Genomic DNA, 26,471 nt, shown 5'->3' with positions numbered 1-26,471 from the left:
CTACTCCGTGACGGGCCAGTGCTCGCTGCGGCATCGCTTGGGCTGGGGCATCACGCGGAACAGCAGGTACAGTGCGCGGATGCCGAGGCTGGGCTTGCCGGTCTCCATCACCCGCTTGAGCGTGCCGACGATCATCGTGCCGCCGCTCATCATCTGCTTGTGGGTCTTGGTGCCCGGCGTCGAGTCGACGACCGTCAGCGTGAACTCGGTGCCGCCCTCGACCTCCCGGAGCTCGTACACGACCTTGCACTCGCCCTCATCGAGGTGCGTGAAGCGGAACGTGTGCGCGAACCGCGTCGGCGGCACGACCTCGAGGATCTCGCCGACCACGCCGGTGTGCCGGCCATCGGGCGTCCGCATCGCCAGCTTCGAGCCGGGCTCGAGCATCGGGGTATGCATCTGCGCGTTGAAGAAGGCCGGGATCGGCGCATCGGTCCGCGTGATCTCCTTCCAGACGTCATGGATGCCCGCGCGGATCACCGTGCGGAACACCTCCTGCGAGTTGCGTGCGTCATCCGGCATCGGCGATGTCCTCTCTGCTGGCCGGCCCACGTGTGTCGGCGCTGGCGTCGGCGTCCGCCTCGATCCGCGACTTGAGGTCGGCCATCCGCTCGCTCCAGAACGAGGCGTACCGCCGCGTCCACTCGTCGCGGAGCGCCTGGATGGGCACGGGGTTGAAGTACAGGCGTCGCTCGCGGCCCTGCTTCTCGGAGGTCAGCAGGCCGGCCTCCTCGAGCAGCCTCAGGTGCCGCATGACCGCGACCCGCGAGATCGGGAAGCGGTCGGCGATATCGCGGACGCGCGCCCCGGGGTGGGCCTCCACGGCGTCCAGGATCTCGCGGCGGACGGCCAGCGAGAGGGCGGCGAAGATGCGATCCAGCTCGTCGGGCGACATTGGTAACTATATTATTACCTTTTTGTCCCCCGTCAAGCTCGCGTGCTCCGCGATGCCCCGGAAGTGCATGCCAGCTAGCGGCGTGTGGCGCGGCCGATGGCCTCGGCGATGAGCTCCGCCCGGGTCGCCGGCGCGGCCGAAAGGGCCAGCGGGCCGGGCGGCGGGGCCGCATCACCCAGCGGCACTACCGCGCGGACCATCCAGGAATGGCGGTGCACGGCGATCGCGACGCCGCGATCGATCCACGCCGGGTTGAGCCATTCCGGCTCGCCCGACAACGCGCACGCCCGCACGCGATCCTCGTGGCCCCGCGGCGGCCGCGTCACCCGCTCCAGCAGCCTGGGCAAGTCGCGATCCCCGACGCCGACGAGAACCACGTCGACATCCAGCGCCCGCGCGATGCCGTTGATGCCCGCCTCGGCCACGCCCGCGGTCCAGGCGTCCCGATCATCGCGATCTCGGGGCGCGAAGAACAGGAACACCACACGCTCGTTCGCGCCCGCGGCCATGGATGCCAGCGACGTCGTGCGGCCGCGGGCATCGACGACCACGCCTCCGCCGAAGCGACGCCCGGGCGCCAGCGATTGCGCGCGTTCACCCAGTTCGCCGAGCGTCGAGACCACCCTGGCTGTCGACACGTCGGGGGGCGTGAAGAGACCCGCCTCGGGCTCGATCGGATCGACGAGACCACGCACGACGACGCCGGTCTGCCGCGTCAGCTCGAAGGACCGCAGACGATCGGTATCCTCGCGCATCTCGAGGCGGAGCGTGCCAGACCCATCGCGGGCCAGCAGCATCCGGCCAACGGGGGATTCGTCGTCCATCGGTGCCGTCCAGCGCACGCGGCCGAGCATCGGGATCGGCCTCGGCAGGTCGTCCCGCCGGCCGAGAGCCAGTTCGATCTGGGGTAACACAAGCGGGGGCAGGGCTGCCGCGATGCTCGAGCCGTTCAACGGCCTATCCAGCGGCGTCACGAACACGGTCTGCGGTGCATCCGCTCTCCACGCGACGAGCCGGCCCGATTCGGCCACGACGCGCAGCGCCCCCAGGTGCAACGCCAGGGCGGGCTGGTCTCCTGCGCGATACGCGAAGACCACCTCGGCGGTGCGGGCGTCGGAACCCGGCCGCGGATGCTCGAGCCGCACGCGCTCGGCGATCGTGCCGGTGCGGTAGGCCTGGGCGAGGCGTTCGCGCAGCTCGGCGGGGTCGACCGATGGCTCCGGCTGCTGTGCGTTGCAGACGCACGCGGCGGCCAGCACGCAGGCGATTGCCCGCCGCATCACGGCCGGACTCCGGCCAGCTGCAGCGCCTCGAGCATGTCACGCACGCACCGCGCCTCGCCGGGCGGTATCAGCTCTGCCGCGAGTTCGCACAGGGGCGCGAGCACGAAGGCGCGCGCCGCCAGCCTCGGGTGCGGCACGCGGAGCCCCGGCTCGTCGATCACGCGATCGCCGAAGAGCAGCAGATCGAGGTCGAGCGTCCGGGGCCCCCACCGCCGCTCGGCGGATCGCCGCCGCCCGCGCGTGGCCTCGATCTGCAGCAACCGATCGAGGACCTCCCGCGGCTCGGCGTTGGTGCGCAGCTCGACGACCTGGTTGAGGAAGGGTGGCTGTTCGGCGACGCCCACGGGCTCGGTCTCGTGCACGGCCGAGGACCGAACCAGCACCCAACCGGGCGTGGATGCCATCGCCGCGCGGGCCGACGCGAGGTGCGCAGCTCGGTCGCCGACGTTCGAGCCGATGCCCACGAAGGACCGCTCGCCGGGAGGCGTTGGGTCGGGGGTCGGTCCCTGAGATGTTTCGCGGTGCGGCACGCCCAATGAAAGGCGGGCATGGGCGGCCGCAGCAAGCGGATCAGCTCGAGGGCTCGAGTTCCCGGGTGCGGTGCTGCATCTGGGCCTTGAGCCGCTCGAGGATGGCGCTGTGCATCTGGCTGACGCGGGACTCGGAGAGGGCCAGCGTGGCGCCGATCTCCTTCATGGTCATGCTCTCGTAGTAGTAGAGAATGACGATCAGCCGCTCGGAGCGGCTGAGGCCCTTGGTGAGCATGTCCCTCAGGTCCTTCCGCTGGATGGCCCGCAGGGGGTTCTCGGCGACGTCGCGGATGACCTCGAGCTCGCGGACCTCGCCGCCATCGTGCTCGCTGGCCTTGCGGGTCATCGAGATGGTCATGACCGGGCGGCCGTCGCGCTGGATCTTGCCGAACTCCTCGCCCTCGACGCCCAGCTTGCCGGCGACCTCATCGTCGGTGGCGGGGCGGCCGTGCTCCATCTCGAAGCTCCGCTTGGCCCGCTCCATGGCGTTGCTGCGGGTGCGGACGAGGCGGGGCACCCAGTCCATCGCGCGGAGCTCATCGAGTATGGCCCCCGTAATGCGGCGGGCGCAAAAGGTCTCGAACTTCACGCCGCGCTCGAGCTGGAACGAGTCGATCGCGCCCATGAGCCCGAACATGCCGGCCTGCACGAGATCCTCGACGTCCACCTCGTCGGGCAGCCTGGCGTGGATCCGCTCGGCGTTGTACCGCACGATGGGTAGGTACCGCTCCCACAGGTAGTTGCGCAGCTCCTCCGTCGGCTCGACGGCGTACTGCTCCCAGACCTCGCGGACATCCATCGCATCGAAGCGGGACGCCGCCCGGGCGCGTGGCTCGTAATCGGCCAGACGCGAACGCATCCGGCTCCGAACGACAGATTTGACGGCGGTTGCCATGGTCCGCTCCCTGACCCCGGTTCCAGCGAGCCACCCTCGGCCGAGATGCGGCGGGCGTGGCGTGGAGTGCGCGTCATCCTTGAGCACGCACGCCAATTATACAGAACAGCGATTCCAACTACCAGCGTTTCATGAATCGCGCTCCAGATTTTCACTTGTTTGACCTTCGGCCCCCCGCACGACCGGCGCGACCGACGCAACCGCGTGCTCGCGCGCCAGCACGCGGGCCACGATGTGATCGAGCACCAGGCCGGCGAGCCGCCCAATGACGTAGCACGCGATGAGCACCACGATGCCCCGCACGAGCAGCGGGCGCGCCGCCGCTCCCGCGATGATCCCCGCCGATAGCGCCACGGCAAAGCCGCTCAGGGCGAACATCGGCCCGCACATGCGAGAGGGCAGGGGCTGTCGTATCTGCTGCTGGGCCACGCGGCTGCTCCATCGGCCACCGCCGCGCGCGGATGCAGCGTCATCCCGGAAAAACAATCCACGCGCACTTGCTGCGCCGCAGGCGGATTCAGGCAGGCCGACCGCCACGACGCACGACGCGTGCCAAGCGGAAGCCACCATCCTGATAGGACGGTGTTAGTTCTTCGCGGACGCGATGCGCGAGCCTGCGGAATCGCCGGGCGACCCTCGAACGCCGGGCGGCGACGCATACGGGACGTCGCGCGCGGGTCGCCCGTTCGGCTGCGGGGTCGTCCGGCAGCCACCCCAGATAGGGCAGCCCGATGCCCAGGAAGCGGGCGGCGACGTCGGCGAGCCGGGCGTGTACGCGGCCGGCGTCCCGCGCATCGCGGGCGCGATTCACCAGGATGTACGGGGTCCGCTTGGCAATGTCCATCGAGCCGGCCGCGGCCATCGTCGCCTTGATGAGGGCGTAGGCGTCGGCGATCGCGGGCGGATCGGGCGTCGCGACGACGATGGGCAGCGTTGCCTCGGCCAGCGCGCGGCGGATTGCGCCGTGGAGGCCGGCGCCGTGGTCCACGACCACGACCTCGGAAGAACGCGCCAGCAGTTCGGTGGTGTCGGCCACGGCGCGACGGACGTCGTGCATGCCCGCGCCGTGTACGGGCCCGACGACACCCGGCACCACCGCGATGCCGCGGGGCCCCGGCAGCGTGAGCCGCTGCACGAGTTCGGGAGTCACGCGATTGCCGCGGGCAACGACCTCGATCGCCTCGCCCAGCCGCGCCGTGGGGCACAGTCCGCACGCGAGGTCGGCGTTGGCCAGGCCGAGATCGGCATCGAGCAGCGCAACGCGGGCGCCCTGGCCCGACAGCGCGATCGCGAGATTGACGCCGATCGTGGTCTTGCCGACGCCTCCCTTGCCCGACGCGATTGCGATCACCGGCGCGCGGGGCGACGCCATAGGGGCGGACGGCTCGGCGATCCGTGCGGACGCGAGCGTCCGCAGCGCCGAGGCTTGGTCATGCGTGGCCCGGGTCACGGCGTCGCGCCCGCCGCGACGACGTTCGGTGCCGTCGACTGCCCCGCCACACTCATGCGCTCGCCGGCACGGAGCTGCGGCTTGGAGAGTGTTGCTGTGCTGTGTTCGCCATCGGCCCCTTCGGCCGAGTGGCTTCCCGCAGCACTCCGCAGCACCATGCGGGCGAGGCGGTCGGCCCGGGCGCGCTCGATGTGGTCGGGCACCTCCTGGCCGGTGGTCACGTAGCTCACCGGGAGCCCGAGGCCGTGCAGCGCCGAGAGCGCCGAACCGAGCGACGCAGCCTCGTCCAGCTTGGTGAGGATGACGCGGTTGGGCTCGGCGATGGCGAATCCCCGCGCGCCATCCCGCAGCGTCGCGGCCCCCGAAGTGGCCGACAGCACCAGGTGGGTCTCGTGCGGATCGGCGGCCTCGAGGTGTGCCGCGAGTTCGTCGAGCCGCTGGCCGTCGCGGGGGGATCGGCCGGCGGTATCGATCAGCACCAGATCGCAGGACGCGAAGCTGCGGCAGGCCGACGCCATCTCCGCCGGCGACATGACGACCCGCAGCGGCACGCTGATGATGCCGGCGTACGTCCGCAGCTGCTCGACGGCCGCGATCCGGAACGTGTCGGTCGTGATCAGGCCGACGCGACGGCCACGCCGGAGCTTGTGGGCGGCGGCGAGCTTGGCGATCGTCGTGGTCTTGCCCACGCCGGTCGGCCCGACGAGCGCGATCGTGCGGGGGCGCCCGTCCTCGGGACGCCTGGCGGACTCCGCACGGGCGATCGGGATCGCCGCGGCGGTTTGGCCTAGCACGGCCCCGCGAACGACGTCGGGCTGGTGCAGTTCCTCGCGGGAGAGCGACTCGCGGACGCCGTCGATGATCGCGTCGGCCAGATCCTGGGCGACATCGGCATCGAGCAGCTGCGCGTACGCGGCCGCAAGCGGCTCGGGCAGCCCGCTCGGCAGGCCGCCGCTCTGGGTCCGCAGCACGCGGCCGACCATCCGGCGGAGCGTCCTGAGCTCGTGCTCGATCGCGGCCGGCGGCGCGGCCGGAGCCACCGCGGCCACCCCCCGGGCATCCGGCGCATCGGCGGCGGACCGGTGGACGCGCAGCGTCTCGCCGGCGGCGCGGCCCTGGGACTCGGCAGGCTCGTCGCGGCGCGGACGCGGGTTGGTCCGGGGTCGCTCTGCGACTCGCTGGTCGGTGGCCCGGGGCTCAACGGAACGGGCGGCGCCGGGCGCAGGCTTGGGGCGGGCGGCCGCGAGCTCGGTGTAGCGCTCGAGCAGCTCGCGGCGGCGGACCGGCGAGAGCGGGTCGGCCGCGGGGCCGGGTCTGGATTGGGGCTTGGGCGTGCTTGCGGCAGCGGGCCGCGGCGTGGCCGGCGCGGATCGCGATGCACGGCTCTTCTGCCGAGTGCGGACCGCTGACGCCGGCGACGCGGTAACCTCGACCACTGGTCGGCCGCCGATTCCGAACAGACCACCAACTCGGTAGTTGCGGGTATGCAGGATGACCGCGTCGCGGCCCATGTCGCGCTGCACGGCATCGATGGCGTCGGCCATCGACCGGGCACGGTACGTGCGGATGCTCATGCCCTCCGGGCTCCCTGCGGCGGGCCTCCTGCCCGTCCGTATCGAACCCGGGGTATCGGCCGCAACCGCCGGCTAGGCCGACATTTCCTGCGCGGCGGGCGCGGCGGCTGCGCCCCCGGCGTCGGGCGGACGCACCAGCCCCATGACGTCGAGCTCGACGTCGCTCTCGATCTCGTTGTAGCCCAGCACCGCGATGCCCGGCACCCGGGGATGCACCAGCTGGAAGACGGGCGCCCGCACGGGCGGCGAGGCGACGACGACCGCCTGTCGGCCCGCCGCCACCACGGGCTGGAGCGCCCGCGCAACCTCGTCGACGACGCGGGCGGTCACGCTCGCGGGCATCGTCAGCGCGGTCGTCTCGGTGCTGCGATCGATGTAGCTGGCGATCAGGTCCTCCATCGCGGGATCCAGCGTGACGCACGCGAGGGTCAGGGTTCCATTGTCGTCGGGAGCCGCAAACTGGTGGCAGATGGTTCGCCGCAGCCCGTTGCGGACGTACTCGGTGAGCACGTCGACGTCCCGGGTCTTGCCGCCCCAGTCGGCAAGCACCTCGAGGATGGTCTCCAGATCCCGGATCGGCACCCGTTCCCTCAGGAGGTTCTGCATCACCCGCTGCAGGTCGGCGAGCTTGACGACACCGGGCACGGCCTCCTCGACGAGCTTGGGGGCCCGCTGCTTGGCGCCCTCGACGAGGTTGGCGACCTCTTCGCGCGTCAGCAGCTCGGCGGCGTGTCCCTTGACCAGCTCGGTCAGGTGCGTGGTGATCACGCTCTTGGCGTCGACGACGGTGTAGTTCATGGCCTCGGCCCGGGCCCGCATGTCGGGGCTGATCCACCAGGCCTCGAGGCCAAAGGCCGGCTCGCGGGTAGGCCGGCCCTCGAGCGTGCCGGTGGCCAGCCCGGGATCCATCGCGAGGAATTCGTCTGGGAAGACCTGGCCCTTGGCGACCTCGGCGCCGCGGATGCGGATGGCGTAGGCGTGGCGATCGAGCATGCGGTTGTCGCGGATCCGCATCGGCGGCATGACGAAGCCGGTCTCGATGGCGAGCTGCCGGCGGACGGCGTCGATCCGCGACACGAGGCTGTCACCCTGCATCGCGTCGCCCACCATCCGCACGAGCGATTCGCCGACCTCGAGTTCGAGCAATTCGAGCTTGAGCAGGTCCTCGATGGGCTTCTGCGGCGGTGGGCCCAGGGGCTGCTCGGGCTCGGGCTCGGCCGCCGGACGGGACGCGCGACGCATCGCAAAGGCCAGCGCCCCGAGGCCCAGCGAGGTGGCCAGCAGCGGGATCGCCGGCAGGCCGGTCAGCGCGAGCGCGGCGAGGAAGACCGAGGTGATCACCAGGCCCCGGGGCTGGCTGAAGACCTGACTGGTGAGTTCGTGGCCCAGCTCGGCCTTGTCGCCCGAGCGTGTCACGATGAGTGCCGCGGCGATCGCGATGATGAACGAGGGGATCTGGCTGGTGAGTCCATCGCCGATGGTCAGCTTGGTGAACGTCTCGGCGGTCTGCATGACCGGCCAGCCGCGCTCGACGGCACCCACGGCGAAGCCGCCCAGGATGTTCACGACGGTGATGACGATGCCCGCGATGGCGTCGCCGCGCACGAACTTGCTAGCGCCGTCCATGGCGCCGAAGAAGTCGGCCTCCCGGCGGACTTCCTCGCGCTGCTGGCGGGCTTCGGCCTCGCTGATGGCGCCGGCGTTGAGGTCGGCGTCGATGGCCATCTGCTTGCCGGGCATTGCGTCGAGCGTGAACCGCGCCGCGACCTCGCTGATCCGCGTCGCGCCCTTGGTGATCACCAGGAACTGCACCGCGACCAGGATGAGGAAGATCACCACGCCCACGAACATCGAGTCGCCGGCGACGAAGTTGCCGAAGGCCTGGATGACCTTGCCCGCCACCTCCTGCGCCTGCTCGGGCGACTCGGCGTCGGCCGACAGGATCAACCGAGTCGAGGCCACGTTGAGCACGAGCCGCAGCATCGTGACGGCCAGCAGCAGCGAGGGGAAGACGCTGAACTTCAGCGGCCGATCGAGGTAGAGCACGGTCATCAGGATGATCACCGCCAGCGAGACGTTGAGCGAGATCATGAGATCGAGCAGCATCGGCGGCAGCGGCACGATGAGCACCGCCAGCAGCGCGACGAAGCCGACGGGCACGATGATGCCCCGCCAGCTGGACAGCCGCTCGGTCCATGTCCGCCGCCCGGTGCTCGCCCCGAGATCGGCCATCAGTTCGCGGCCTCCGCCATGGCCTCGGCCCGCTCGCGGGCGCGGTCGCTAATGCGGTAGACATAGGCCAGCACCTCGGCGACGGCCTCGTAGTGCTCGGGGCTGATCTGCCGGCCGACCTCGACGCCGCGGTAGAGCGCTCGCGCTAGCGGCGGCCGCTCGACGACGGGCACGCCGTGCAGCCGCGCGATCTCGCGGATCCGCAGTGCGAGCCAGTCGGCGCCCTTGGCGACGACGCGGGGCGCATCGCCGGCGTCGGCGTCGTAGCGGATGGCCACCGAGAAGTGCGTGGGGTTGGCGATGACGACGTCGGCCCCCGGCACGTCGGCCTGGACGCGCTGCAGCGCGATCTCGCGGGCGATGCGGGCCCGCCGCTGGCGGATGTCCGGGTCGCCCTCCATGGACTTGCGTTCCTCCTTGACCTCCTGCTTGGTCATCTTGTTGTCTTCGCGGTGCTGCCACTTCTGGTAGCGGAAGTCGATGATCGCGATGACCAGCAGGACCGCGAGCATCCAGGCCATCAGCTCGGCCATCGATCGCAGCGCCACGCCCATCGCGGGCATCATGTCCATGCGGGGCGTCGTGCAGATCGCCGGCAGCCAGCTCATGATGACCGTGGTGGCGATGGCGACCACGACGACGAGCTTGGCGATGTCGACCGCGAGCTTAACGGCCCCCTTCTTGCCGAGGATCCGCTTGGCGCCCTGGATGGGATTGAGCCGCTCGAACTTGGGGGCCATCGCCTCGAAGGAGATCACCCAGCCGACCTGCACGATCTGGCCGGCCAGCGAGATCGCGAACATGATCGCCAGCGTTGGCACGATGATGACCGCAGCGCGGGCGGCGATCCAGCGAATGGTGCGGACGAGCCCCTCGGCGGTGATGGCGTCGCCCGGGGCGCTGCCGTCCAGGATGCCCTGGAGCACCGTGCCCATGAGGATGAGGGCCGCCCCGCCGCCCGCGGCGACGAGGATGGCGGAGGCAACCAGCAGGATGACGGCCGACAGGTCGGCGCTCTTGCCGACCTGGCCCTGCTTGCGTGCCTTCTGGAGCCGCTGGGGTGTGGGCTGCTCGGTGCGGTCGCCCGGGTCATCCGCCATGGTGCACCCCGGTGCGCCTGGGCGTGAGCGACTCGACCCAGCCGTCGATGGCGGCGAAGGCCTCCACGATCGAGTCGACGATGACGTCGCCGATGGCCGCCGACGAGACGGCCAGGATCATCATGCCGAGCAGGATCTGGATGGCGAAGCCGATCGTCAGCACGTTGATCTGCGGGATGGTCCGCATCAGGACGCCCATCGCGAGGCTCGCCAGCGTGGACAGCACGAGCACGGGCATCGCGATCCGCATCGCGACGACGAAGGCGGCGTCGAGCATCGCCGCGAACAGCTCCGCCGGCGCAACGTCGAGCCACGCGGTCGCCGGGGGGACAACCTCGAAGGTGTGCATCACGCCGATGAGCATGAGCTCGAGCCCGCCGACCTGCACGAACAGCGCCAGCGCCGCGAAGAAGAGCAACTGGCCGATGACCGCCGAATCGGCGTTGGACTCGGGGTTGAAGACGGTGGCGATCGCCAGGCCCAGCTTGAAGCCCGCGATGCTGCCGGCGATCTGCACGGCCACCAGCGGCATGGACGCCATCAGCCCCAGCGCCAGGCCGATCAGGATCTCGCCGGCGAGCACGAAGATCAGCTCGGCCGGCTCGAGCGGCGGCAGCGGCTGGCCCGCCGACGCCACCGCCGGGAACAGCGCCACGGTGAGCATGACGACCAGCAGGATGCGGACCTGCCGCGCAACGAGCTGGCTGGCGAGGATGGGAGCAAAGAGGAACAGCCCGCTGAGCCGGGCGGCGACCATCCAGAACGGCAGGAGGTTGGCGAGGATGTCGTGCCAGGGTTGCGGCATCGCGCGACTCCCGCCCCGCTCGCGGGCGCTATCCGAAGAGCAGGAACATCTCGCGGGCGAAGTCCACCAGGCGGTTGATCATCCACGGCAGCAGCAGCACCGCGATTCCGATCATCCCGATGATGCGGGGGACGAAGGTCAGCGTCTGGTCCTGGATGGACGTGACCGATTGCACGATGCTGATGAACAGGCCGATCACGACGCCCGCGATCAGCACGGGCCCGCCGAGCTTGAGCACGAGGATGAGCACGTCGCGGACGAGCTGCACGGCCGAATCGTCGTAGTGCATGGGCGCAGCCCCCCTATCCGAATCCCGCGGGCGGTCCGCAGGCGCACAGCGACGACAAGAGCGGCGCGACCAAGGACACGCCGCCCGGCATGGCCGTCGCGGTCTGCTCGCTAAGCCGCTCGATCTGGCCCTCGAGGACGAAGCTCTCCAGCAGCGAGCCCACGACCATCTGCCAGCCGTCGGCCAGCACGAATAGCAGCAGCTTGAACGGCAGGCTGATGAGCACCGGCGGCAGCATCATCATGCTCATCGAGATCAGCACGCTGGCGATCACCATGTCGATGATCAGGAACGGCAGGTACACGCGGAAGCCCATCAGGAAGGCAACCTTGAGCTCGCTGAGCATGTAGGCCGGGATGAGCTCGGCCATGCCCACGTCGGCGCGCGTGAGCTTCGAGGGATCGGACACGTCGTAGCCGCGGTACTCCATGATGGTCAGCAGGCTCGACCAGTTCTCGGTGGCCTCGATCTGGTCGAACATGAAGTCCCGCAGCGGGCGGCTCCCGGCCTCCCAGAGCTGTTCGTAGTCGGTGATCTGGCCCTGCTCGAAGGGCACGACGGCCTCGCCGTAGATCCGCTCGATGGTCGGTGCCATCACGAAGATGGTCAGGAACAGCGACAGCGCGGTGAGGACCTGCGCGGGCGGCACGCTCTGGGCACCGATGGCCTGCCGCAGCAACCCCAGCACGATGATGATCCGCACGAACGAGGTCGTCATGAGCATGATCGATGGCACCAGCGTGATCACCGTCAGCACCAGCATGATGCTGACGGCCGTACTGATGCCCGCCGGCGAGCCGTCGGCGTTGGGCAGCGCCTCGGCCGCCGCACCGAGTACGCTCAGCGGGTTGGGCTGGCCGTCCGACCCCGCAAGAGAGGCCGAGAGCGACGCGCCCGGCCCGGTGGCGCTCGCGCTCGAGACCGGCGCGATGGGCGGGCCGTACACCGGCTGGGCCTGCACGGGCGCCGCGGCCAGCGCGAGGACGAGGATGGCGAGTATTCGCGTCACGCCCACGCCCCTCCGCCCCGGGGTGAGACCTCAATGATCTCGCCCCGCTCGTAGGTGTCCGAGGGCTCGCCCTGGCCGAACTGCTCGAGCGCTTGGCGAAAGCGGGTCGAGATCGACTCGGAGGCCTCGTCCCGCGTCTGCTGGAGGATGGCGGCGACCTCGCCCGGGTCGTCGAACTCCGCGAGCGTCGAGAAGCCCTCGCCGCGGCCCGCCGACGACTGCGACAGCAGCAGCACGCGTCGATCAACGCGGAGCAGCACGAGCGTCTGGCTCCGCGAGATTGGGTAGCGGGCCAGCACCTCGAGCACGCCGCTGGGTGCGCGGCCGCCGGGGCCCAGCATCGCCGCCACCGAGCCCGACCGACGCGCCGCAAAGCGGGCCAGCGCCGCCAGCACGACGATCAGGCCGACGACCAGGGCGACCGAGCCGACGGTCCGCGCCCAGCCCGAGGACGCGGGTGACGCCGGCGGGCCGCCATCCCCCGGCGCGGTCGCCGGAGGCGGGGTCGGCACCAGCGGCATGCTCGATTCGGCGGGCCGGCTGCGCTCGCTCGCGGCGGCCTGCACGGGGGGCGACCAGTCCAGCGGCGGCCCCGATTGCGCGGCGGCGGGCGCAGCGGCGAGGGCGATCGCCACCACCGAGACCGCCCGCGCTCGCCGCAACCACCGTGTCGCCATGTCGCCTTCCTGGCTGGCCCGCCCGGCTCCGCCGGGCGTCTCCCTCGCACGTTCCCGCTTGCGTTCGTCCCTAGGCCTTCTCTGCCGCGGCTTCCTCGCCGATGTGGTCCACGATCTCGCTGACGCGGACGCAGAAGTTGTCGTTGAGCACCAGCACCTCGCCCCGTGCCACCAGGCGATCGTTAACGTAGACGTCCACCGGATCGCCGGCGAGCTTGTCGAGCTCGACCACTGCGCCGTCGTTGAGCTTGAGCACGTCTTCGACGAGCATCCGCGTGCGGCCCAGCTCGATGCGGACGCTCAGCTGCACGTCGGCGAGCATGTCGATGCCGCCCGCGTCGCCACCACTCGCGGATCGCTCGAAGCTCGGCAGTTCGAGGCCTTCGCCGCCGGGTTGTTGCTGGCCCGCCGCCGCCAGGAGCGCATCGATCTCGCTCTGGCCGATCGCCTCCTTGCCCCCGGGTTCGGCGGACTCTGGCGTGGCGCCAGACGACGCCGCGGCATCCGCCTCCGCCTGGATGTCCTGCACCGCCTCGCGTGCGGCCTCGAGCGCCTCGGCCTGGTCATCGGCCGCGTCCGCCCCACCGGCAGGCTCGGGCGACGGCTCGGCGGGCGTGGACTCCGGTGCGGCGTCGCCTTCGGCCCCGCTGGGCGTCTCATTCGGGATGTCGCTGGGGTCTTCGGGCATCCTGCGCTCGCGTGTGTGGCCGGACCGCGCGCGGGCGCACGGCGACGCCGGGCTCCGCCGGCACCGGGCTACATCGGAATCGCATCGCGCGCAGCCGCAGCTTTTGCATCGCTGCGCAGCAACTGCGCTCGATTCGGATCTGGGCCCGCCGCCGGCTAGTTGCGGGGGAAGCCGCGGAGCTTGGCGATCACCAGGCGATCGACGCGGGGCAGGCCGTCGGCATCGGTGCCAAACACGTCGTTGATGAGAGCCGTCAGCTGCCTTGAGCCGGTGCGGAAGTCGGCCTCGCTCAGCTCGGTGGGGCTGAGGCGGCGGAAGATTTGCGTCACGCCCTCGCGGATCTCGGCCTGCCGCTGCTCGAGCTCTCGCTCGACGTACTCGAGGTTCTTGCGGCGGACCTTGAGGTACAGCTCGGCCTCCCAGATCCAGACCTGGTTGTTGGTCATGTTCTGGAACTGCTCGTCGGTGAGCAGCACCTCGACGAGGGCCTCGGGGTCGTTCTCGTCGTTGACCAGTTCGGTGGCCTCGGCGTCCTGGGGCGTGCCGCTCATCATGGTCATGAACAGGAAGATGCCCACGCCCTCGACGGCCATGACCGCGACGATGATCGCCAGCACCTTGGCAGAAAGTCCGCCCTTCTTCGCGGGCTTCTCCTTCGCGGGCGCATCGGATTCTTTGGTCTCGTCGGCCATCGTGTCGCTGCCACCTCCGCTGGCACCAAGTTCGGCTTATGGACCCCGGCCGGTCCAGTTTGGATCGGGGTGGGTCTCCTCGGGCGTGATCTCGGTGCGGACCACCTGCACCCGCCGATTCGAAGCGGCGCCGCCGCCCGGGCCGCGGGACGCCACCACGGGTTCGGCATCGGCCTGCGCCTCGAGCTCCATGAGCTTGGGATCGATGCCGACCTCGGTGGCGAGGTAGTCCATGACGGCCTTGGCCCGCTGGTAGGACAGGTCGTAGAAGTCCAGGCCCGATATCCGATCCTCGCTGCCCCAGGCGTGGCCGCGGATCTCGATCTTCACGCGGTGGCCCCGCAGCTCGGGGCCGATCTCCTCGCGGAGCATCCGCTGCACGCGGGCGGTGAGCTCGGAGGAGCCCGCCTCGAAGGGCAGGCTGGCACCCACGATGAAGCGGCTGCCCTCGTGGATCGAGTTGGTGCTCTCCTGGCGGCCCGTGATCGAATCCTGCGTGGTCTCGGCCTCGATGAAGGGCTGCTGCGAGCGCTCGGAGTTGTCCTCGTCGATGCTCAGCGTGGTGGCGAAGGGGACGTCCTCGACGCGGGTCTTGCCCACGCCGCCCTGGTAGCCGAAGGCCTCCTGGATGCTGCGGACCACGTCCTGGTAGTCGCGCTCCTGCTTGAGCTCGCTGAAGGCCGCCAGCAGGATGAAGAAGCACAGCAGCAGCGACATCAGGTCGCCGTAGGTCACCACCCACTCGGGGACGGCCGCGGGCTCGCGCTTCTTGCGCTTGGCCATGGCTCAGGCGGCCTCACGGGAGGCCAGGAAGGCGTCGCGCTGGGACGGCGGCAGGAAGGTCAGCAGCTTGCTCTCGACCACGCGGGGGTTGTCGCCGCTCTGGATCGCCATCACGCCGGTCACGATGATGGTCTTCACCAGCATCTCCTCGGCGTCCTTGGCGGCGAGCTTGTCGGCGATGGGCGACGCGAACAAGTTGGCGATGAGCGCGCCGTACAGCGTGGTGATGAGCGCGACGGCCATGCCCGGGCCGATCTTGCTGGGGTCGTCCATGCTCTGGAGCATGAAGATCAGGCCCAGCAGCGTCCCGATCATGCCGTAGGCCGGGGCGTACTTGGCGAAGGCGTCGAGCACGGCCTTGTTCGAGCCGTGCCGCTCGGTAAGGGCCTCCAGCTCGGTATCGAGAATCGCGCGGATGAGCTCGGGGTCGGTGCCGTCGACGGCCATCTTGACGCCGCGGACGATGAAGGGGTCCTTCATCTCGCCCATGAGGTTCTCGAGGCTCAGGATGCCCTCGCGGCGGGCGACCTCGGCGTAGCGAACCAGCTCCGTGATGGTCTCGGCGGGGTCGCCCAGCTCGTTGAAGAACGACTTCTTGACGACGCCGACGATGCCCGTCATGCGGGAGAGCGGAAACGCGATCACGCACGCGCCCGTCGCGCCGAGGATGACCACGAAGACCGAGGTTGGATCGATCAGGGCGCCGACGTTGCCGCCGCCGCCGATGACCACGCCGATACCGATGGCCAGCACGGCGACGACGAGGCCCACGACCGTTCCGAGATCCATCTCTAACGCTCCGATAGCGAACCACGCGCGCGGCTCCGGCCGCTGACTCTCCATCGGAACGACCTATAGCCTACTTGAAGCCGCGATCCCCGCCGAGGGGCCCTATGTCGGCCGGACGAGCCGCCGCAGCGTGCGGCCGTACTCGATCGAGCGTTCGACCACGTCGCGGGCGGTCTCCTTGACGACGATGTGGTCGCCGGTCGTGAGGGTGATGGTCGTATCGGGGTGCTCCTCGATCGTCCGGATAAGCTCGGCGTTGAGCACGAAGGGCTTGTCGTTCAGCCTCGTAAGCTGGATCATCGCGCATCGCCCTCCCGCTACCTGCCGAGCACGACCAGCTGCTGGAGCAGCTCGTCGGTCGTGCGGATGACCCGGGCGTTGGCCGAGTAGCCGGTCTGGGCCAGGATGAGCCCAATGAACTCCTCGCTGAGGTCGACGTTGGACAGCTCGAGCTGGCCGCCGAGGGTCCGGCCCGTGCCGAAGCCGCCGGGCTCGGTGATGACGGCATCGCCGCTGTTGGCCCCGGAGACGAAGGTGTTGCCGCCGTCCTCGATCAGGCCGCCGGGGTTGGCGAAGGTGGCCAGGGCGATCTGGCCGATGGGCCGCGCCAGCCCATTGGTGAACGAGCCACTGATGATGCCGTCGCCGCCGATGCCGAAGCCGTTGAGCGTGCCGGCGGGCAGGCCGTCCTGATCGTCGACGGCGATGCGGGCCTCGCCCTCGCCGACGTCGAGGGCCTGCAGCCGGGCGCCCCCGCCCTCGAAGAGCACGTCGAAGGTCAGCGGCCGGCCCGCGCCCGTGGGCCCGCGGTCGAGCACGACCGGGACCGGATCGGCCTGGCTGAGATTGCCGTTGGTGTCGAACTGGACCAGGCCGCTGGAGAGCGCCGGGCCGGCGACGGCCTCGCCCGAATCGAGGAAGTACCGCCAGGTGGTGCCCGCGTCGGTCTTGGCTTCAAGGACCATCGTCAGCTCGGCCTCGACCAGATCGCCCAGCGAGTCGTACACGAAGAAGGGCGTGCGGAGCGACTCGCCGTCGGCCTCCCGCGCCGTCTGCGCGGCGAACGGGCTGCGGCCGGTGGCCTGGCCGGTCTCGTCCAGCAGCACGAAGTCGGCCGTCTCGATGTCCAGGTCGTTGGCCGTGCCCGCGTTGCCCTCGACGACGAGCTGGCCCGTCGCGTCATCGAGCGCGACGCCCGCGCCGCCGATGGGCTGGATCCCCAGTGCCGACGAGAGGAAGCCCGCAAGATCGGACAGCGTCGTCGCCGCCGTGATCGCCAGCTGCGCGACCGGCAGCGTGCGTCCGCCCCGTTCGGCCCCGCGGGTCTGCGTGCCGTCGCCGACGGTCGAGGTCTGGCCCAGCTGCAGCGTCTGGCCCTCGGCGAAGAGGCCGGTGTCTCCCGCGCCGAGCGGATCGAGCAGATCGACGAGCGAGGTCTCCAGCGTGACGGCGTCGCCCGCGAGCGACTCGAAGCCCAGGCCATCGGGCGCCGAGAGCCGCGTCTGCGACCCGGCCTGCGCCACGTCACCGCCGGCGTCGAGCACGCCGTCGAAGCGGACGGTCGACGTGGCCTGGGCGATCGTGAGGCTGCCGAGCTGGATCTCGACGTCCTGTAGCTGGCCCTGCTGCACCTCGAAGTTATCGTTGACGCCCCAGCCCAGCACCCGCTCGCCCGAAGGCGTGACGAGCTGGTTGTTCTCGTTGAGCTGGAAGGTGCCGGCACGGGTGAAGACGCGGTCGTCGCCACGGCGCAACGCGAAGAACCCCGAGCCATCGATGGCGATGTCGGTGGGGTTGCCCGTCGCCGAAATCGTGCCGCCACCGGTATCCCGCTGGATGGCCGCCACCTTGGTGCCAAGCCCGACCTGGGTGGGATTGGTGCCGCCGAGGTCGGCCGACGGCTGGCTGCCGACGCTGAAGGTGCGGGGCAGCTGCGTGGCCTGCAGCAGCCGGCTGCCCTTGAAGGCTGTGGTGTTGGTGTTGGCGATGTTGTTGCCGATGACGTCGAGCCGGCGGCTCTCGACGGTCAGGGCGCTCAGGCTCGTGAATAGGGCGGTGGTCGACGCCATCAGTCTTTTCTCCCGGTGCGACGGGCGGTCCCCGTGCGTCAGGCGGCCGAGCCGCCGGCCTCCCGCGATCGTCCGAGCGCCCGCAGCAGATCGTCGCCCGAGGGCCGCTCGGGCCCGGCGGAGACGACCGCGTCGATGTCGGCCAGCGCGCCGTCCTCGATGGGCACGCTCTCCAGCGCCACCCGCGACGCGACGTCGACGCGGATCATCATGCCGTCGATCAGCACGGCGGCGGTCTCGGCGCCCCGCGCCTCGGCGCGATCCGTCGCCTGCGCGAGCCGCTCGAGCTGGCTCGGCGTGAGGTCCACGCCCAGCTCCGGCCCGGCGACGACGACCCGGCCGGTGCCGGCGCCGCCCTCCGTGGCGGCCGCCAGCGCCGTCTCGAAGTCTGCGCCGCCGGGCTGCTCGGCGCGGCCCGCGCCCAGCAGCCGCGCGCCGGCGCCGACGAGCTTCAGGAGGTCGAGAGGGGTGCCGGTCATAGCAGGCCCTCCTCGTTGATGCCGATGAGCCCGCCGATGGGCACCCGCTGGCCGGTCTCGAGCAGCAGCGTGGGCTCGGTCTCGCCCGCCCGCACCGACGCGACGCGGCCCGCGGCGTAGCCCCCCTGCTCGGTGATGCCCTCGATGGAGCGGCCCACGAGCGACGCGGCGCTCGACAGCTGGTTGTCCGCTACGAGCGTCCGCAGTTGGTCGGCCAGGGCCGTGTCGGACTCGATGGATCGCACGCTGGAGAGCTGCTCGAGCAGGGCCGACGTGTCGTTGGGCGCCAGCGGATCCTGCGTCTGGAGCTCGGCCAGGATGATGCCCAGGAACTCCTCGGAGTCCAGCTCGTTGAAGCGGTTGGGCGCGGCCGCCGACGCGGCGAGGCCCGATGTCGGATCGATGCTGGTCATGCCCGCCCCGCCGTGGTTGCGCGCCGGCCGATCGCCCTAGGCGATGGTGTCGAGCGCGATCAGGTCGAGCCCGCGCGAGTCCTCCGCCTCGCGCGCACTCTCGAGTCCATCCCCGCGGGCTCCGCCCCGGGCATCGGTCGGGTGGTCGCGGCCCCGCTCCGCATCCGCGGATCGGCCTCGGCCGTCGGCGTGGCCGCCCCGCTCATCCCCCGCAGATGGCGTGCCAGCATCTCGGCGGGCGTCGGCGTCGGCGACCAGGCGGACCTCGATCCGCTCGACCTGCAGCCCGCGGCCCTCGAATTGGGCCCGCAGCGCCTCGCGGGACTGCTCGAGCAGCGTGCGGGCGTCGGCCCGCTGCGCCTCGAAGCTGGCCGACACGGTGTTGCCCCGGACCTGCACGTCTATCCGAAGCTCGCCCAGGTGTCCTGGCTTGAGGCGGAGCGTGACGGCGTCGCCCGAACGCAGCGCCTGCGCGAGACCGCGGCCGAGCTGCGTCTCGAACGCCTTCTGCAGCCGGAGCAGCCGCGCAGGATCGGGCCGCGGCGGGGCCTCTGGCTTGTTTGCGCTGGCGGCGTGCGATCGGCGTGCGGCCGACGCGGCCGCGGCGACCGGCGTGGGCGGACCGCCCTGCGAACTCGCGCTCGCGGAGGCGGCCGATGCCGCCGGCGAGACGCTCGCCGCGGCGACGGTCGTGCTCGTGCTGGTGGGCGACGGAGCGGGCGGTACAGGGGTTTCGGCGGGTTGGGTCTGCGCTGGAGCGTCCGGTGGAGCGGCGGCCGCGTGCGAGGGCGCACCGCGTGCGGCGGATCGCAGCGCGTCGGACACGGGCGTGTCGAATCGAGCACGACCGGTCGTGGCCGATCGATCGTCGATGGGGCGATCGACCCCGCCGTCCTCGCGCACCCGCTGCGCGATCGTCGGCGGTGGCTGCGCTCCGCTGCGCGGCTGCTGCCGGCGTTCGAGCGCGGATCGTGCACTCCACTCGGCGGCGGAGTCGTCCCGCGACGCACCGCGGACAACACCGGGCTCGCGGGCGGTGCCGAATTCGGCCTGCAGCACGCCGAGCAGGGCGTCGAAGGCCTGCCCGGCCGCGATGACGGCGGCGTCGTCGCGACGCGCGGGATCGTCAGGGCGCGCCGGGCCCCGCGTCTTCGTCGGCCCCTGTCCCTGGGCCGGGGGCTGGATCGGCGTCTGGATCGGTGCTGGCATCTGCAACCTCGGGCTTGAGGCCATCGGTTCGCAACCGTTCCAGCAATTCCGCTGCCAGCGTTGGATCGTCCTTCTCGAACTCGGCCAGGATCTTGTTCCGCGGACGGTCGTCGAGGGCCCGAAGATACTCGACCACGACGAGCTTTGCCGGCGCATCCCGCACGGGGGAGGCGGCCTGACCGTTCCAGATCGCCGCGAGCATGTTCCGCGCCGCGGGCGCACGCATGCCCTGGAGCGTGGTCACCGCCGTGGCGAACTGCTGCTCGCCGACGACGCGATCCCGCTCGGCCAGCCGCTGCTCGAAGGCGATCTCGCGGGCTTCAAGATCGGCTCGCCGCCGCTCGACGTCGGCCAACTCGCGCTCCAGCAGGTTGCGGAGGTCCTCGACCTCCCGCGTGGCGCGGATCGCCCGCTGGTCGTCCATCAGCGCGGCGTTCTGCGACATCTCCAGCTGCTGCTCCGCCGTCATGGGCGATTGGGTGAGCTCGTCGATGCGGGTCTGCATCTGCTCGATCTGATCCTGCAGTTCCTGGGTTTCGGCGGCCCCGCCTTCGAGCCGGTCGGTGCGCTCTTGGGGCGTCTCGCCCAGCACACGCCGGATGTCCTCCATCCGCTCGGCGTCGAGCCGGCCGCTCGCCGCCAGCCAGCCCACGAAGCCGGCCAGCGCGAAGAGGTTGGCCAGCGCCAGCACCGATACCACGGTCCACAGGCTCTTCATCTGCTAGCCCCTCGATCCATCGTCCGCGTGCGCACCCCGCCGCATCAGGTTCATGTCGTCGACCTCTCGTTCTTCGGCCCGGGCCAGGGCGTCGCGCCAGCGGGCGAACTCGCGCTCGCGGAGGCGGTCGAGCGCCTCGCGGGCCGCGGCCGCCCCGCGGAGCCGCTCCTGCGCGGCTCCGAGCCGCGCGTCGATCGCGGCGAGCCGGACGGCGGCTTCGCGGGCCCGGCGGTGGCCGCCGAGTTCCCCCATCGCGTGGTGCCGCAGCATCTGCGGGTCGACCCGGCCGTGCAGCCGCTGGCGGACGTGCTCGCGCTCGGTCTGGGCCCCCACCCGAGCGCGCTCGATATCGGCCAGCGCGGCGTTCCGCTCGGCCTGGATCTTCGCGACCTCGACCTGGATGGCACGCTCGGCGCGGCGTCTCTGCTCGAGGACGACCTGCAGCGAGAAGCGGAAGCGGGCGGCCACGGGCTAGCCCCGCCGCTCGGCGGCGAGAAGCTGGCCGATGTCCACGCCCAAGCGGACGAACTGCTCGAGGGCGGAGTCGAAGGGCTCGGCGGCATCCGGCGGCTGGCGGAGCAGCGCATCGAGCCGGGGCTCCAACTCGAGCGCGGCGTCGACCTCCCGGCTCGAGCCCCGCGTGTACGCGCCGATGCGGATCAGGTCCTCGGCCTCTCGCCGCGCCGCGAGCACCCGCTGCACCTGCATGCGGGAGGCCGCATGCGTCGGGTCCATGAGCTTGGTCGCCAGGCGGCTGACCGAGCCCAGCACGTCGATGGCCGGGAAGTGCCCGCGATTGGCCAGCTCGCGGGACAGCTCCAGGTGGCCGTCGAGGATGCCGCGGACGGCGTCGGAGATCGGCTCGTTGAAGTCGTCGCCCTCGACGAGCACGGTGTAGAGCCCGGTGATGGAGCCGACGCGGCCGTCGGGCAGCCCGACGGCGCCGGCCCGCTCGAGCAGCTGCGCGAGGGCGGCGAAGACGCTGGGCGTGTAGCCGCGGCTGGTCGGCGGCTCCCCCGCCGCCAGGCCGATCTGCCGCAGCGCGTGCGCGTAGCGGGTCAACGAGTCCATCACGAGCAGCACGTCGCAGCCCTCGTCGCGGAAGTGCTCGGCGATGGCGCACGCCGACCGCGCCGCCCGCGCGCGCATCAGCGGTGAATCGTCGGCGGTGGCGCACACGACCACGCTGCGGGCCAGGCCCTCCTCGCCCAGGCTGTCCTCGACGAACTCGCGGACCTCGCGGCCGCGCTCGCCGATGAGCGCCACGACGATGATCTGGGCGTCGCTGTGCCGGGTGATCTGGCCCAGCAGCGTGCTCTTGCCCACGCCCGGGCCCGCGAAGATGCCCATCCGCTGGCCGCGGCCGATGGGCGTTACGAGGTCGATCGCCCGGACGCCCGTGCGCAGCGGCGTGGCGATGGGCTCGCGGACCAGCGGGCCGATGCGGGCGGCGTCGAGCGGCGCCATGGCCGCCTCGGCCGGGTCCGGCCGATCGTCGAAGGCGCGGCCCATGGCGTCGATGACACGGCCGAGCAGGCCCTCGCCCGCGCCGATGCTCGCACCGGCGTGGGCCGCGCAGATCGGGTCGCCCGGCCGGATGCCCTCGGGGCGGCCCATGAGCATCACGATCGTCTCGTCGCCCGCGAAGCCGATGATCTCGCCCTCCTGCGGCTGCCCGCCCGAGAGCGTGGGGTGCACGCGGACCACGGTGCCCACCGGCAGCGGCAGCCCCTCGGCGAGCAGCGTGGCGCCCCGCAGCGTGGCGACGCGGCCCTCCACGTGCATCGGCAGCAGCTTGTCGAGCGCCGCCATCGCGTGGCCCAGCGAGGTCATGGAGCATCCGACTCCCGCGGCGGCTCCGATTCGTCCGCGGCGCCATCACCGCCATCGGACGCGCGCGCCGGCAGCAGCGCGTCGACGATCCGCTGCACCTGCGTCTCGATGGTGGCGTCGATGCGGGTTGCGTCGGCCTCGACCAGCACCGAGCCCGGCGACAGCGCTTCGTCGACCACGACGTCGACGTCGGTGGAGGCGTCGAGGCGCGCCGCCAGCGCGGGCAGCGCCCGCTGCAGCGCGGCGGACCCGTCCGGCGACACCCGCACGCGGACCCGCGACGGGCGCATGACGAGTTCGAGCGCCGCGTCGAGCTGGGCGGCGGCGAGATCGGGATCGAGCTCGACCTGACGCTTGGCGACCCGCTCGCCCATGAGCGCCGCGAAGCGGAGCACGTCCCGCCGCGCCTCGCCCAGGATGGCCCGCCGCAGCGACTCGAAGCCCTCGAGGGCCCGCGTCCACGCCTCGGTGAACGCGTCGACCTGCTCGCGCATCTCCGCGACCGCCGCGGCGCTGCCCTCCTCGCGGCCCCGCGCGAGGCCCTCGGCGTATCCGCGGGCGTCGCCCTCTCGGTGGCCGCGCTCGGCGGCGCCCTCGATCAGGCGATCGCGTTCGGCGCGGGCGTCGGTGATGATCTGGGTCGCGGCGGCCTGCGCGCGGGCGAGCAGCGCCTCGCCCTGGCGGGAGAGATCGCCCAGGTCGAGCACGATCGCGTCGCGGGCGAGGGCCTCCGCATCGGCTCGCGGAATCACCGCCATGCCGCGCCCCGCATCAGACCACCAGCTCGGTGTCGCCACGGCCCTGGATCATCACGTCGCCGGCCTCCTCGAGGCGGCGGACGATATCGACGATCCGCTGCTGGGCGGCTTCGACATCGCTGATCCGCACCGGACCCATGAATTCCATGTCCTCCTTGATGAGCTCGGCGGCGCGGGCGGACATGTTGCTGAAGATCTTCTCCTGCAGCTCGTCGGTGGCCGTCTTGAGCGCGAGGGTCAGCTCGTCGTTGTCGACCTCCTTGAGCACGGCCTGGATGCCCTTGTCATTGACGAGCATGATGTCCTCGAAGACGAACATCAGCCGGCGGATCTGCTCGACCAGGTCGGGGTCCTCGGCCTCGAGGCCCTCCATGATCGCCTTTTCGGTGGAGCGGTCGGCGAGGTTGAGCATCTCCGCGACGGTGGGCACGCCGCCGGACTTCTCCATGCTCTGCATGAGCATGTTGCTCAGGCGGCTCTCGAGGCCCTTCTCGACCTCGCGGATGACCTCGGGATTGGTCTGCTCCATGTTGGCGATGCGCTTGATGACCTCGATCTGCTTCTGCATGGGCAGGCCGACGAGGATCTCGGCCGCCTTGTTGTGGCTCAAATGGCAGAGGATGAGGGCGATCGTCTGCGGGTGCTCGTCCTGGATGAAGGTGAGCAGGTTCTCGCTCTCGGCCCGCTGCAAGAAGCTGAAGGGCGTCTTCTGCACCTGGGTCTGGATCTGGTGCAGCACCTTCTGGGCTTCCTCGGGGTCGAGGGCGCCCATCAGCAACTCCTTGGCGAAGTCGAGGCCACCCTCGCCGGCGAACTCGCTGGCCATGGTGGCCTCATAGAACTCCTTGACGACCGCCTCCTGCAGGGCGCTGGGCACGGGCCCGAGGCTCGCCAGCTCTCGCGAGACCTCGGCCACGGTCTCGGGCAGCATCGCCTTGAGCACCCCCGCCGCCCGGCTGCTGCCCACCGCGAGCAGCAGGATGGCCGCCTTGGTCACGCCATCGAGGTCGATGGGGCTGGTCGGGAGCTTCTCGTTGGGGTGTCGCGGCACGGCGTCGCGGCTCCTGGGTCGGGCAGAGGGTCGGGCGGGCTAGTCGTCGTCGGCGCGGATCCAGTTGCCGAGCAGGCCGGCGGCCATCTCGGGGGAACTCTCGATCAGGTCGCCGACCTGCTCGAGCATCTTGCTGGCGTGCACCTTCTCGTCCTCGAGCTCGATGCCGGCCAGCGCGATCTCGCCCTCCTCGGCCTCGCCGAAGAGGTCGCCGTCGCCCTGCAGCGCGGGCGGCACGCCGACGAGCTCCTCGGGCGTGGGCAGCTCGGCCTTCTTGGTGGCGCGGCGGACGAGCATCAGCATCATGCCCACGGAGACGACGGCGAGCACGCCCAGCACGGCCTTGTCGATCAGCCCGCCGCCCAGGCCCAGGCCGCCGCCTCCGGCGCCGCCCAGCGGGCCGGAGGCGCCGAACGCCGCGCCACCTAGGGCGGTGCCGCCCGCGTCGTTGAGCATCGAGACGGTGACCGCCACGCCGGTGGCCTCGTTGGTCACGATGACCGCAAGGGCCTTCTGGATGGTCGCCTCCAGGTCCTCGCTGACCTGGCCGAAACGCTGGCTGATCTGCTGGGGGCTGGGCTGCGCGGGCTCCTCGCCCTCGGCGGGTGGGAGCTGCTCAAGCTCGAGCAGGCGGCGCACGTAGGAGCGAGGCACGCCGAGCATGACCGAGACGCTCTCGACATCGCCGCCGGGATCCTCGGACTGCTCGACGGTCTTGCCGAAGCGGGCCTCGAAGTCGCTCTTCTCCTCGCTCTCGGTGAGCGAGGTTCCGGCCGCGGAACCCTGGGAGATCGACATCGCCTCGTTGGATCGGGTGCCGCCGACGCCGCCGCGGCTGGTGTTCTCCTGGCTGGTCTCCTTGCGGAACTCGCTGACGATGCCGGTGACGGGCTTCTCAAAGGTCTCGGACTGCTGCGTCCGCCGGGCGTTGTCGAGCCGGGCGAGCACGCTGAGCGAGAGCCCGGGGATGTCGCGGAGCAGCTCGCGGATCTTGTCCTCGAGGATGCCCTCGTACTGGCTGCGCTGCTCGAGGGCGAAGCGGGAGTCGCGGACGCGGGCGTCCCGCGCGTGATAGGCCATGCCCGTCGCCCCATCGACGATGGCCACGTGCTCGGGCCGCATGCCCGCCACCGAGCCGACGATCGTCGCGGCGATGGCGTCGACGGTCTCGGGCGACAGCTCGCCGTTCTGCGAGTGCACCATGACCGAGGCCCTGGGGTCGCGGTGGGTGCGGCCCAGCCCGCCGGGCTCGGGCACGTCGAGGTGGACGGCCGCCGAGCGGAGGGCCCGCCAGCGCGAGAGATCCATGGAGAGCATCTTGGCGCGAGCCGCCACCGACTGCTGGTGGTTGTCCTGCCGGGAGTTCATCCAGTTCTGGCCCTCGCGCAGCTCGTCGACGAGCCACATCGACTCCATGGGCACGACCTGGTTTTCCTGGAGCATCGCGCGGGCGATGACGGCCTGGCCATCGGGCACGAAGACCTCGCCGGTGTCGCTGGAGGTCGCGGGAATCCCGCTGCCTCGCAGGAAGGTCAGCGCGGCCGCGCGGTTGCCCGCGTCGGAGATGGTCATGGCGACGACCTGGCTGGGCTGGCCGGCGTACTGGGCGACCAGGAAGAGCGCCAGCATCAGTATGACGGCAAGGCTGCCGATCAGCAGCTTCTCGGTCGGCCCCAGCCGCTGCAGATGCTGGAGCAGCCCCGAGAGCCGCTCCTTGGCCTGTTGCTGTGCGGCGTTCTCCACGCCCCGGCTCCCTCGCGCGTTCCACGCGCTACCCGCGCGGGGCATCCGCCCCTGGCGTGCCGGGTCGATCGGCACGGACGGCCTCAAGTCTTGAGAGGGCGCAGGAAACCGATCATGGGCGCACTTCGTGCGCTGCCCGGGTTACCAGATTGGCAGGGGGCGCGAGGTCAGACGCGGAGCTGCTGGATCTCCTGGTAGGCCTCCATCACCTTGTTGCGCATCTGCTGGAGGAGGCGGAAGGCGGCGTCGGCCTTCTGGGTGGCCAGCAGCACGCCCTCGAGGTCCTGCCGTTCGCCGGTCTGGAGGTCCTCGATCGCTCGGTCGGCGTCCTGCTGCATCTGTGAGGCCTCGCGGAGCTGGCCGAAGAGCGCATCGCGGAACGCGGCGCCGTCGCCCCGATCCGACGCGCGGTCGGCGCGGTTATCCGGGGAGGCGCCCGATGCTCCGATCAGCCCGATGGGATCGCTCATGCTCGCCTGCTCCATATCGCTTGCACGCTAGCGCTCC

30 protein-coding genes are annotated in these 26,471 nt (G+C 71.2%); all 30 read right to left on the bottom strand.

The genetic code is table 11. The annotated features are described in order from the left end of the window. The 30 genes from AAFX79_00750 to fliE all read right to left on the bottom strand — a co-directional run bounded on the left by AAFX79_00750 (position 1) and on the right by fliE (position 26,434). Positions 1-522 (bottom strand): SRPBCC domain-containing protein, encoded by a 522-nt coding sequence (locus AAFX79_00750; protein MEO1007076.1) that lies wholly within the window; start codon positions 520-522, stop codon positions 1-3. Continuing rightward, the gene (locus tag AAFX79_00745) at positions 512-895 is read right to left on the bottom strand and encodes a helix-turn-helix transcriptional regulator (protein ID MEO1007075.1); all 384 of its coding nucleotides are present in this window, start codon (positions 893-895) and stop codon (positions 512-514) included. The genes AAFX79_00750 and AAFX79_00745 overlap by 11 nt, the downstream gene beginning before the upstream one ends. A gap of 74 nt (positions 896-969) precedes the next feature. Next, entirely contained in the window at positions 970-2,178 is a 1,209-nt protein-coding gene (locus tag AAFX79_00740) for a hypothetical protein (protein MEO1007074.1), read from the bottom strand. Continuing rightward, complete coding sequence (folK, locus tag AAFX79_00735) at positions 2,175-2,708, bottom strand: 2-amino-4-hydroxy-6-hydroxymethyldihydropteridine diphosphokinase (GenBank protein ID MEO1007073.1); 534 nt, start codon at positions 2,706-2,708, stop codon at positions 2,175-2,177. Before folK ends, AAFX79_00740 begins: the two co-directional genes overlap by 4 nt. A 40-nt stretch (positions 2,709-2,748) precedes the next feature. Further along, positions 2,749-3,603 carry a FliA/WhiG family RNA polymerase sigma factor gene (locus tag AAFX79_00730; GenBank protein ID MEO1007072.1) on the bottom strand — a complete coding sequence of 285 codons (855 nt, stop codon included), beginning with the start codon at positions 3,601-3,603 and terminating at the stop codon, positions 2,749-2,751. Between the two features lie 129 nt (positions 3,604-3,732). Next, the gene (locus AAFX79_00725) at positions 3,733-4,032 is read right to left on the bottom strand and encodes a hypothetical protein (GenBank protein ID MEO1007071.1); all 300 of its coding nucleotides are present in this window, start codon (positions 4,030-4,032) and stop codon (positions 3,733-3,735) included. 88 nt (positions 4,033-4,120) lie between these two features. After that, positions 4,121-5,053 (bottom strand): P-loop NTPase, encoded by a 933-nt coding sequence (locus AAFX79_00720; GenBank protein MEO1007070.1) that lies wholly within the window; start codon positions 5,051-5,053, stop codon positions 4,121-4,123. Further along, the gene (gene flhF, locus AAFX79_00715) at positions 5,050-6,627 is read right to left on the bottom strand and encodes a flagellar biosynthesis protein FlhF (GenBank protein ID MEO1007069.1); all 1,578 of its coding nucleotides are present in this window, start codon (positions 6,625-6,627) and stop codon (positions 5,050-5,052) included. Before flhF ends, AAFX79_00720 begins: the two co-directional genes overlap by 4 nt. A 72-nt stretch (positions 6,628-6,699) precedes the next feature. Then, the gene (gene flhA / locus AAFX79_00710; protein MEO1007068.1) at positions 6,700-8,859 is read right to left on the bottom strand and encodes a flagellar biosynthesis protein FlhA; all 2,160 of its coding nucleotides are present in this window, start codon (positions 8,857-8,859) and stop codon (positions 6,700-6,702) included. Further along, a complete protein-coding gene (flhB, locus tag AAFX79_00705; protein MEO1007067.1) occupies positions 8,859-9,959 on the bottom strand; it encodes a flagellar biosynthesis protein FlhB in 1,101 nt (366 codons plus the stop codon). Before flhB ends, flhA begins: the two co-directional genes overlap by 1 nt. Further along, on the bottom strand, positions 9,949-10,764 hold the full coding sequence (locus tag AAFX79_00700; GenBank protein MEO1007066.1) for a flagellar biosynthetic protein FliR: 816 nt from the start codon (positions 10,762-10,764) through the stop codon (positions 9,949-9,951). The genes flhB and AAFX79_00700 overlap by 11 nt, the downstream gene beginning before the upstream one ends. Before the next feature lie 28 nt (positions 10,765-10,792). After that, positions 10,793-11,053: a flagellar biosynthetic protein FliQ gene (locus AAFX79_00695; GenBank protein MEO1007065.1), complete on the bottom strand. Its 261-nt coding sequence runs from the start codon at positions 11,051-11,053 to the stop codon at positions 10,793-10,795. Positions 11,054-11,066: 13 nt separating this feature from the next. Next, positions 11,067-12,062, bottom strand: coding sequence for a flagellar type III secretion system pore protein FliP (gene fliP, locus AAFX79_00690; GenBank protein MEO1007064.1), 996 nt, complete (start codon positions 12,060-12,062; stop codon positions 11,067-11,069). Further along, positions 12,059-12,739 carry a flagellar biosynthetic protein FliO gene (locus AAFX79_00685; GenBank protein MEO1007063.1) on the bottom strand — a complete coding sequence of 227 codons (681 nt, stop codon included), beginning with the start codon at positions 12,737-12,739 and terminating at the stop codon, positions 12,059-12,061. Before AAFX79_00685 ends, fliP begins: the two co-directional genes overlap by 4 nt. A gap of 70 nt (positions 12,740-12,809) precedes the next feature. Continuing rightward, positions 12,810-13,427: a flagellar motor switch protein FliN gene (gene fliN / locus AAFX79_00680; GenBank protein MEO1007062.1), complete on the bottom strand. Its 618-nt coding sequence runs from the start codon at positions 13,425-13,427 to the stop codon at positions 12,810-12,812. 155 nt (positions 13,428-13,582) lie between these two features. Continuing rightward, a complete protein-coding gene (locus tag AAFX79_00675) occupies positions 13,583-14,119 on the bottom strand; it encodes a hypothetical protein (GenBank protein MEO1007061.1) in 537 nt (178 codons plus the stop codon). Positions 14,120-14,155: 36 nt separating this feature from the next. Beyond that, the gene (locus AAFX79_00670; protein MEO1007060.1) at positions 14,156-14,902 is read right to left on the bottom strand and encodes a flagellar motor protein MotB; all 747 of its coding nucleotides are present in this window, start codon (positions 14,900-14,902) and stop codon (positions 14,156-14,158) included. Positions 14,903-14,905: 3 nt separating this feature from the next. Continuing rightward, the gene (locus AAFX79_00665; GenBank protein MEO1007059.1) at positions 14,906-15,691 is read right to left on the bottom strand and encodes a MotA/TolQ/ExbB proton channel family protein; all 786 of its coding nucleotides are present in this window, start codon (positions 15,689-15,691) and stop codon (positions 14,906-14,908) included. A 102-nt stretch (positions 15,692-15,793) separates the two neighbouring features. Next, complete coding sequence (locus AAFX79_00660; GenBank protein MEO1007058.1) at positions 15,794-15,991, bottom strand: flagellar FlbD family protein; 198 nt, start codon at positions 15,989-15,991, stop codon at positions 15,794-15,796. A 17-nt stretch (positions 15,992-16,008) separates the two neighbouring features. Then, positions 16,009-17,760, bottom strand: a complete 1,752-nt coding sequence (locus AAFX79_00655) for a flagellar hook-basal body complex protein (protein ID MEO1007057.1) — start codon at positions 17,758-17,760, stop codon at positions 16,009-16,011. A gap of 38 nt (positions 17,761-17,798) precedes the next feature. Further along, complete coding sequence (locus AAFX79_00650; GenBank protein MEO1007056.1) at positions 17,799-18,239, bottom strand: hypothetical protein; 441 nt, start codon at positions 18,237-18,239, stop codon at positions 17,799-17,801. Beyond that, positions 18,236-18,652: a flagellar hook capping FlgD N-terminal domain-containing protein gene (locus tag AAFX79_00645; protein MEO1007055.1), complete on the bottom strand. Its 417-nt coding sequence runs from the start codon at positions 18,650-18,652 to the stop codon at positions 18,236-18,238. Before AAFX79_00645 ends, AAFX79_00650 begins: the two co-directional genes overlap by 4 nt. 36 nt (positions 18,653-18,688) lie before the next feature. Then, entirely contained in the window at positions 18,689-19,861 is a 1,173-nt protein-coding gene (locus AAFX79_00640; protein MEO1007054.1) for a flagellar hook-length control protein FliK, read from the bottom strand. Continuing rightward, positions 19,779-20,579 carry a hypothetical protein gene (locus tag AAFX79_00635; protein MEO1007053.1) on the bottom strand — a complete coding sequence of 267 codons (801 nt, stop codon included), beginning with the start codon at positions 20,577-20,579 and terminating at the stop codon, positions 19,779-19,781. Before AAFX79_00635 ends, AAFX79_00640 begins: the two co-directional genes overlap by 83 nt. Positions 20,580-20,582: 3 nt before the next feature. Beyond that, a complete protein-coding gene (locus tag AAFX79_00630) occupies positions 20,583-21,047 on the bottom strand; it encodes a hypothetical protein (protein ID MEO1007052.1) in 465 nt (154 codons plus the stop codon). A 3-nt stretch (positions 21,048-21,050) separates the two neighbouring features. Next, complete coding sequence (locus tag AAFX79_00625; GenBank protein MEO1007051.1) at positions 21,051-22,412, bottom strand: FliI/YscN family ATPase; 1,362 nt, start codon at positions 22,410-22,412, stop codon at positions 21,051-21,053. After that, positions 22,409-23,170 (bottom strand): FliH/SctL family protein, encoded by a 762-nt coding sequence (locus AAFX79_00620; GenBank protein ID MEO1007050.1) that lies wholly within the window; start codon positions 23,168-23,170, stop codon positions 22,409-22,411. The genes AAFX79_00625 and AAFX79_00620 overlap by 4 nt, the downstream gene beginning before the upstream one ends. Before the next feature lie 13 nt (positions 23,171-23,183). Continuing rightward, complete coding sequence (gene fliG, locus AAFX79_00615) at positions 23,184-24,221, bottom strand: flagellar motor switch protein FliG (protein ID MEO1007049.1); 1,038 nt, start codon at positions 24,219-24,221, stop codon at positions 23,184-23,186. A gap of 39 nt (positions 24,222-24,260) precedes the next feature. Further along, complete coding sequence (locus AAFX79_00610) at positions 24,261-25,964, bottom strand: flagellar M-ring protein FliF C-terminal domain-containing protein (GenBank protein ID MEO1007048.1); 1,704 nt, start codon at positions 25,962-25,964, stop codon at positions 24,261-24,263. A 167-nt stretch (positions 25,965-26,131) separates the two neighbouring features. Then, on the bottom strand, positions 26,132-26,434 hold the full coding sequence (fliE, locus tag AAFX79_00605) for a flagellar hook-basal body complex protein FliE (protein MEO1007047.1): 303 nt from the start codon (positions 26,432-26,434) through the stop codon (positions 26,132-26,134). Positions 26,435-26,471 lie beyond the last annotated feature (37 nt).

This window comes from Planctomycetota bacterium (assembly GCA_039819165.1).
Classification (GTDB): Bacteria; Planctomycetota; Phycisphaerae; order Phycisphaerales; family UBA1924; genus JAHCJI01.
This window is presented reverse-complemented; position numbering and strand designations above follow the sequence as displayed.

Bases quoted from the DNA above. Each gene is read 5' to 3' on its own strand.
- AAFX79_00750 (MEO1007076.1), bottom strand. From the start codon at position 522: ATGCCGGATGACGCACGCAACTCGCAGGAGGTGTTCCGCACGGTGATC.
- AAFX79_00645 (MEO1007055.1), bottom strand. From the start codon at position 18,652: ATGACCAGCATCGATCCGACATCGGGCCTCGCCGCGTCGGCGGCCGCG.
- AAFX79_00745 (MEO1007075.1), bottom strand. From the start codon at position 895: ATGTCGCCCGACGAGCTGGATCGCATCTTCGCCGCCCTCTCGCTGGCC.
- AAFX79_00665 (MEO1007059.1), bottom strand. From the start codon at position 15,691: ATGGATCTCGGAACGGTCGTGGGCCTCGTCGTCGCCGTGCTGGCCATC.
- flhA (MEO1007068.1), bottom strand. From the start codon at position 8,859: ATGGCCGATCTCGGGGCGAGCACCGGGCGGCGGACATGGACCGAGCGG.
- AAFX79_00635 (MEO1007053.1), bottom strand. From the start codon at position 20,579: ATGAAGAGCCTGTGGACCGTGGTATCGGTGCTGGCGCTGGCCAACCTC.
- AAFX79_00685 (MEO1007063.1), bottom strand. From the start codon at position 12,739: ATGGCGACACGGTGGTTGCGGCGAGCGCGGGCGGTCTCGGTGGTGGCG.
- AAFX79_00640 (MEO1007054.1), bottom strand. From the start codon at position 19,861: ATGCCAGCACCGATCCAGACGCCGATCCAGCCCCCGGCCCAGGGACAG.
- AAFX79_00730 (MEO1007072.1), bottom strand. From the start codon at position 3,603: ATGGCAACCGCCGTCAAATCTGTCGTTCGGAGCCGGATGCGTTCGCGT.
- AAFX79_00660 (MEO1007058.1), bottom strand. From the start codon at position 15,991: ATGATCCAGCTTACGAGGCTGAACGACAAGCCCTTCGTGCTCAACGCC.
- AAFX79_00625 (MEO1007051.1), bottom strand. From the start codon at position 22,412: ATGACCTCGCTGGGCCACGCGATGGCGGCGCTCGACAAGCTGCTGCCG.
- fliE (MEO1007047.1), bottom strand. From the start codon at position 26,434: ATGAGCGATCCCATCGGGCTGATCGGAGCATCGGGCGCCTCCCCGGAT.
- AAFX79_00695 (MEO1007065.1), bottom strand. From the start codon at position 11,053: ATGCACTACGACGATTCGGCCGTGCAGCTCGTCCGCGACGTGCTCATC.
- fliN (MEO1007062.1), bottom strand. From the start codon at position 13,427: ATGCCCGAAGACCCCAGCGACATCCCGAATGAGACGCCCAGCGGGGCC.
- AAFX79_00675 (MEO1007061.1), bottom strand. From the start codon at position 14,119: ATGGCCGACGAGACCAAAGAATCCGATGCGCCCGCGAAGGAGAAGCCC.
- AAFX79_00655 (MEO1007057.1), bottom strand. From the start codon at position 17,760: ATGGCGTCGACCACCGCCCTATTCACGAGCCTGAGCGCCCTGACCGTC.
- AAFX79_00670 (MEO1007060.1), bottom strand. From the start codon at position 14,902: ATGGCCAAGCGCAAGAAGCGCGAGCCCGCGGCCGTCCCCGAGTGGGTG.
- flhB (MEO1007067.1), bottom strand. From the start codon at position 9,959: ATGGCGGATGACCCGGGCGACCGCACCGAGCAGCCCACACCCCAGCGG.
- AAFX79_00650 (MEO1007056.1), bottom strand. From the start codon at position 18,239: ATGACCGGCACCCCTCTCGACCTCCTGAAGCTCGTCGGCGCCGGCGCG.
- flhF (MEO1007069.1), bottom strand. From the start codon at position 6,627: ATGAGCATCCGCACGTACCGTGCCCGGTCGATGGCCGACGCCATCGAT.
- AAFX79_00700 (MEO1007066.1), bottom strand. From the start codon at position 10,764: ATGCCGCAACCCTGGCACGACATCCTCGCCAACCTCCTGCCGTTCTGG.
- AAFX79_00620 (MEO1007050.1), bottom strand. From the start codon at position 23,170: ATGGCGGTGATTCCGCGAGCCGATGCGGAGGCCCTCGCCCGCGACGCG.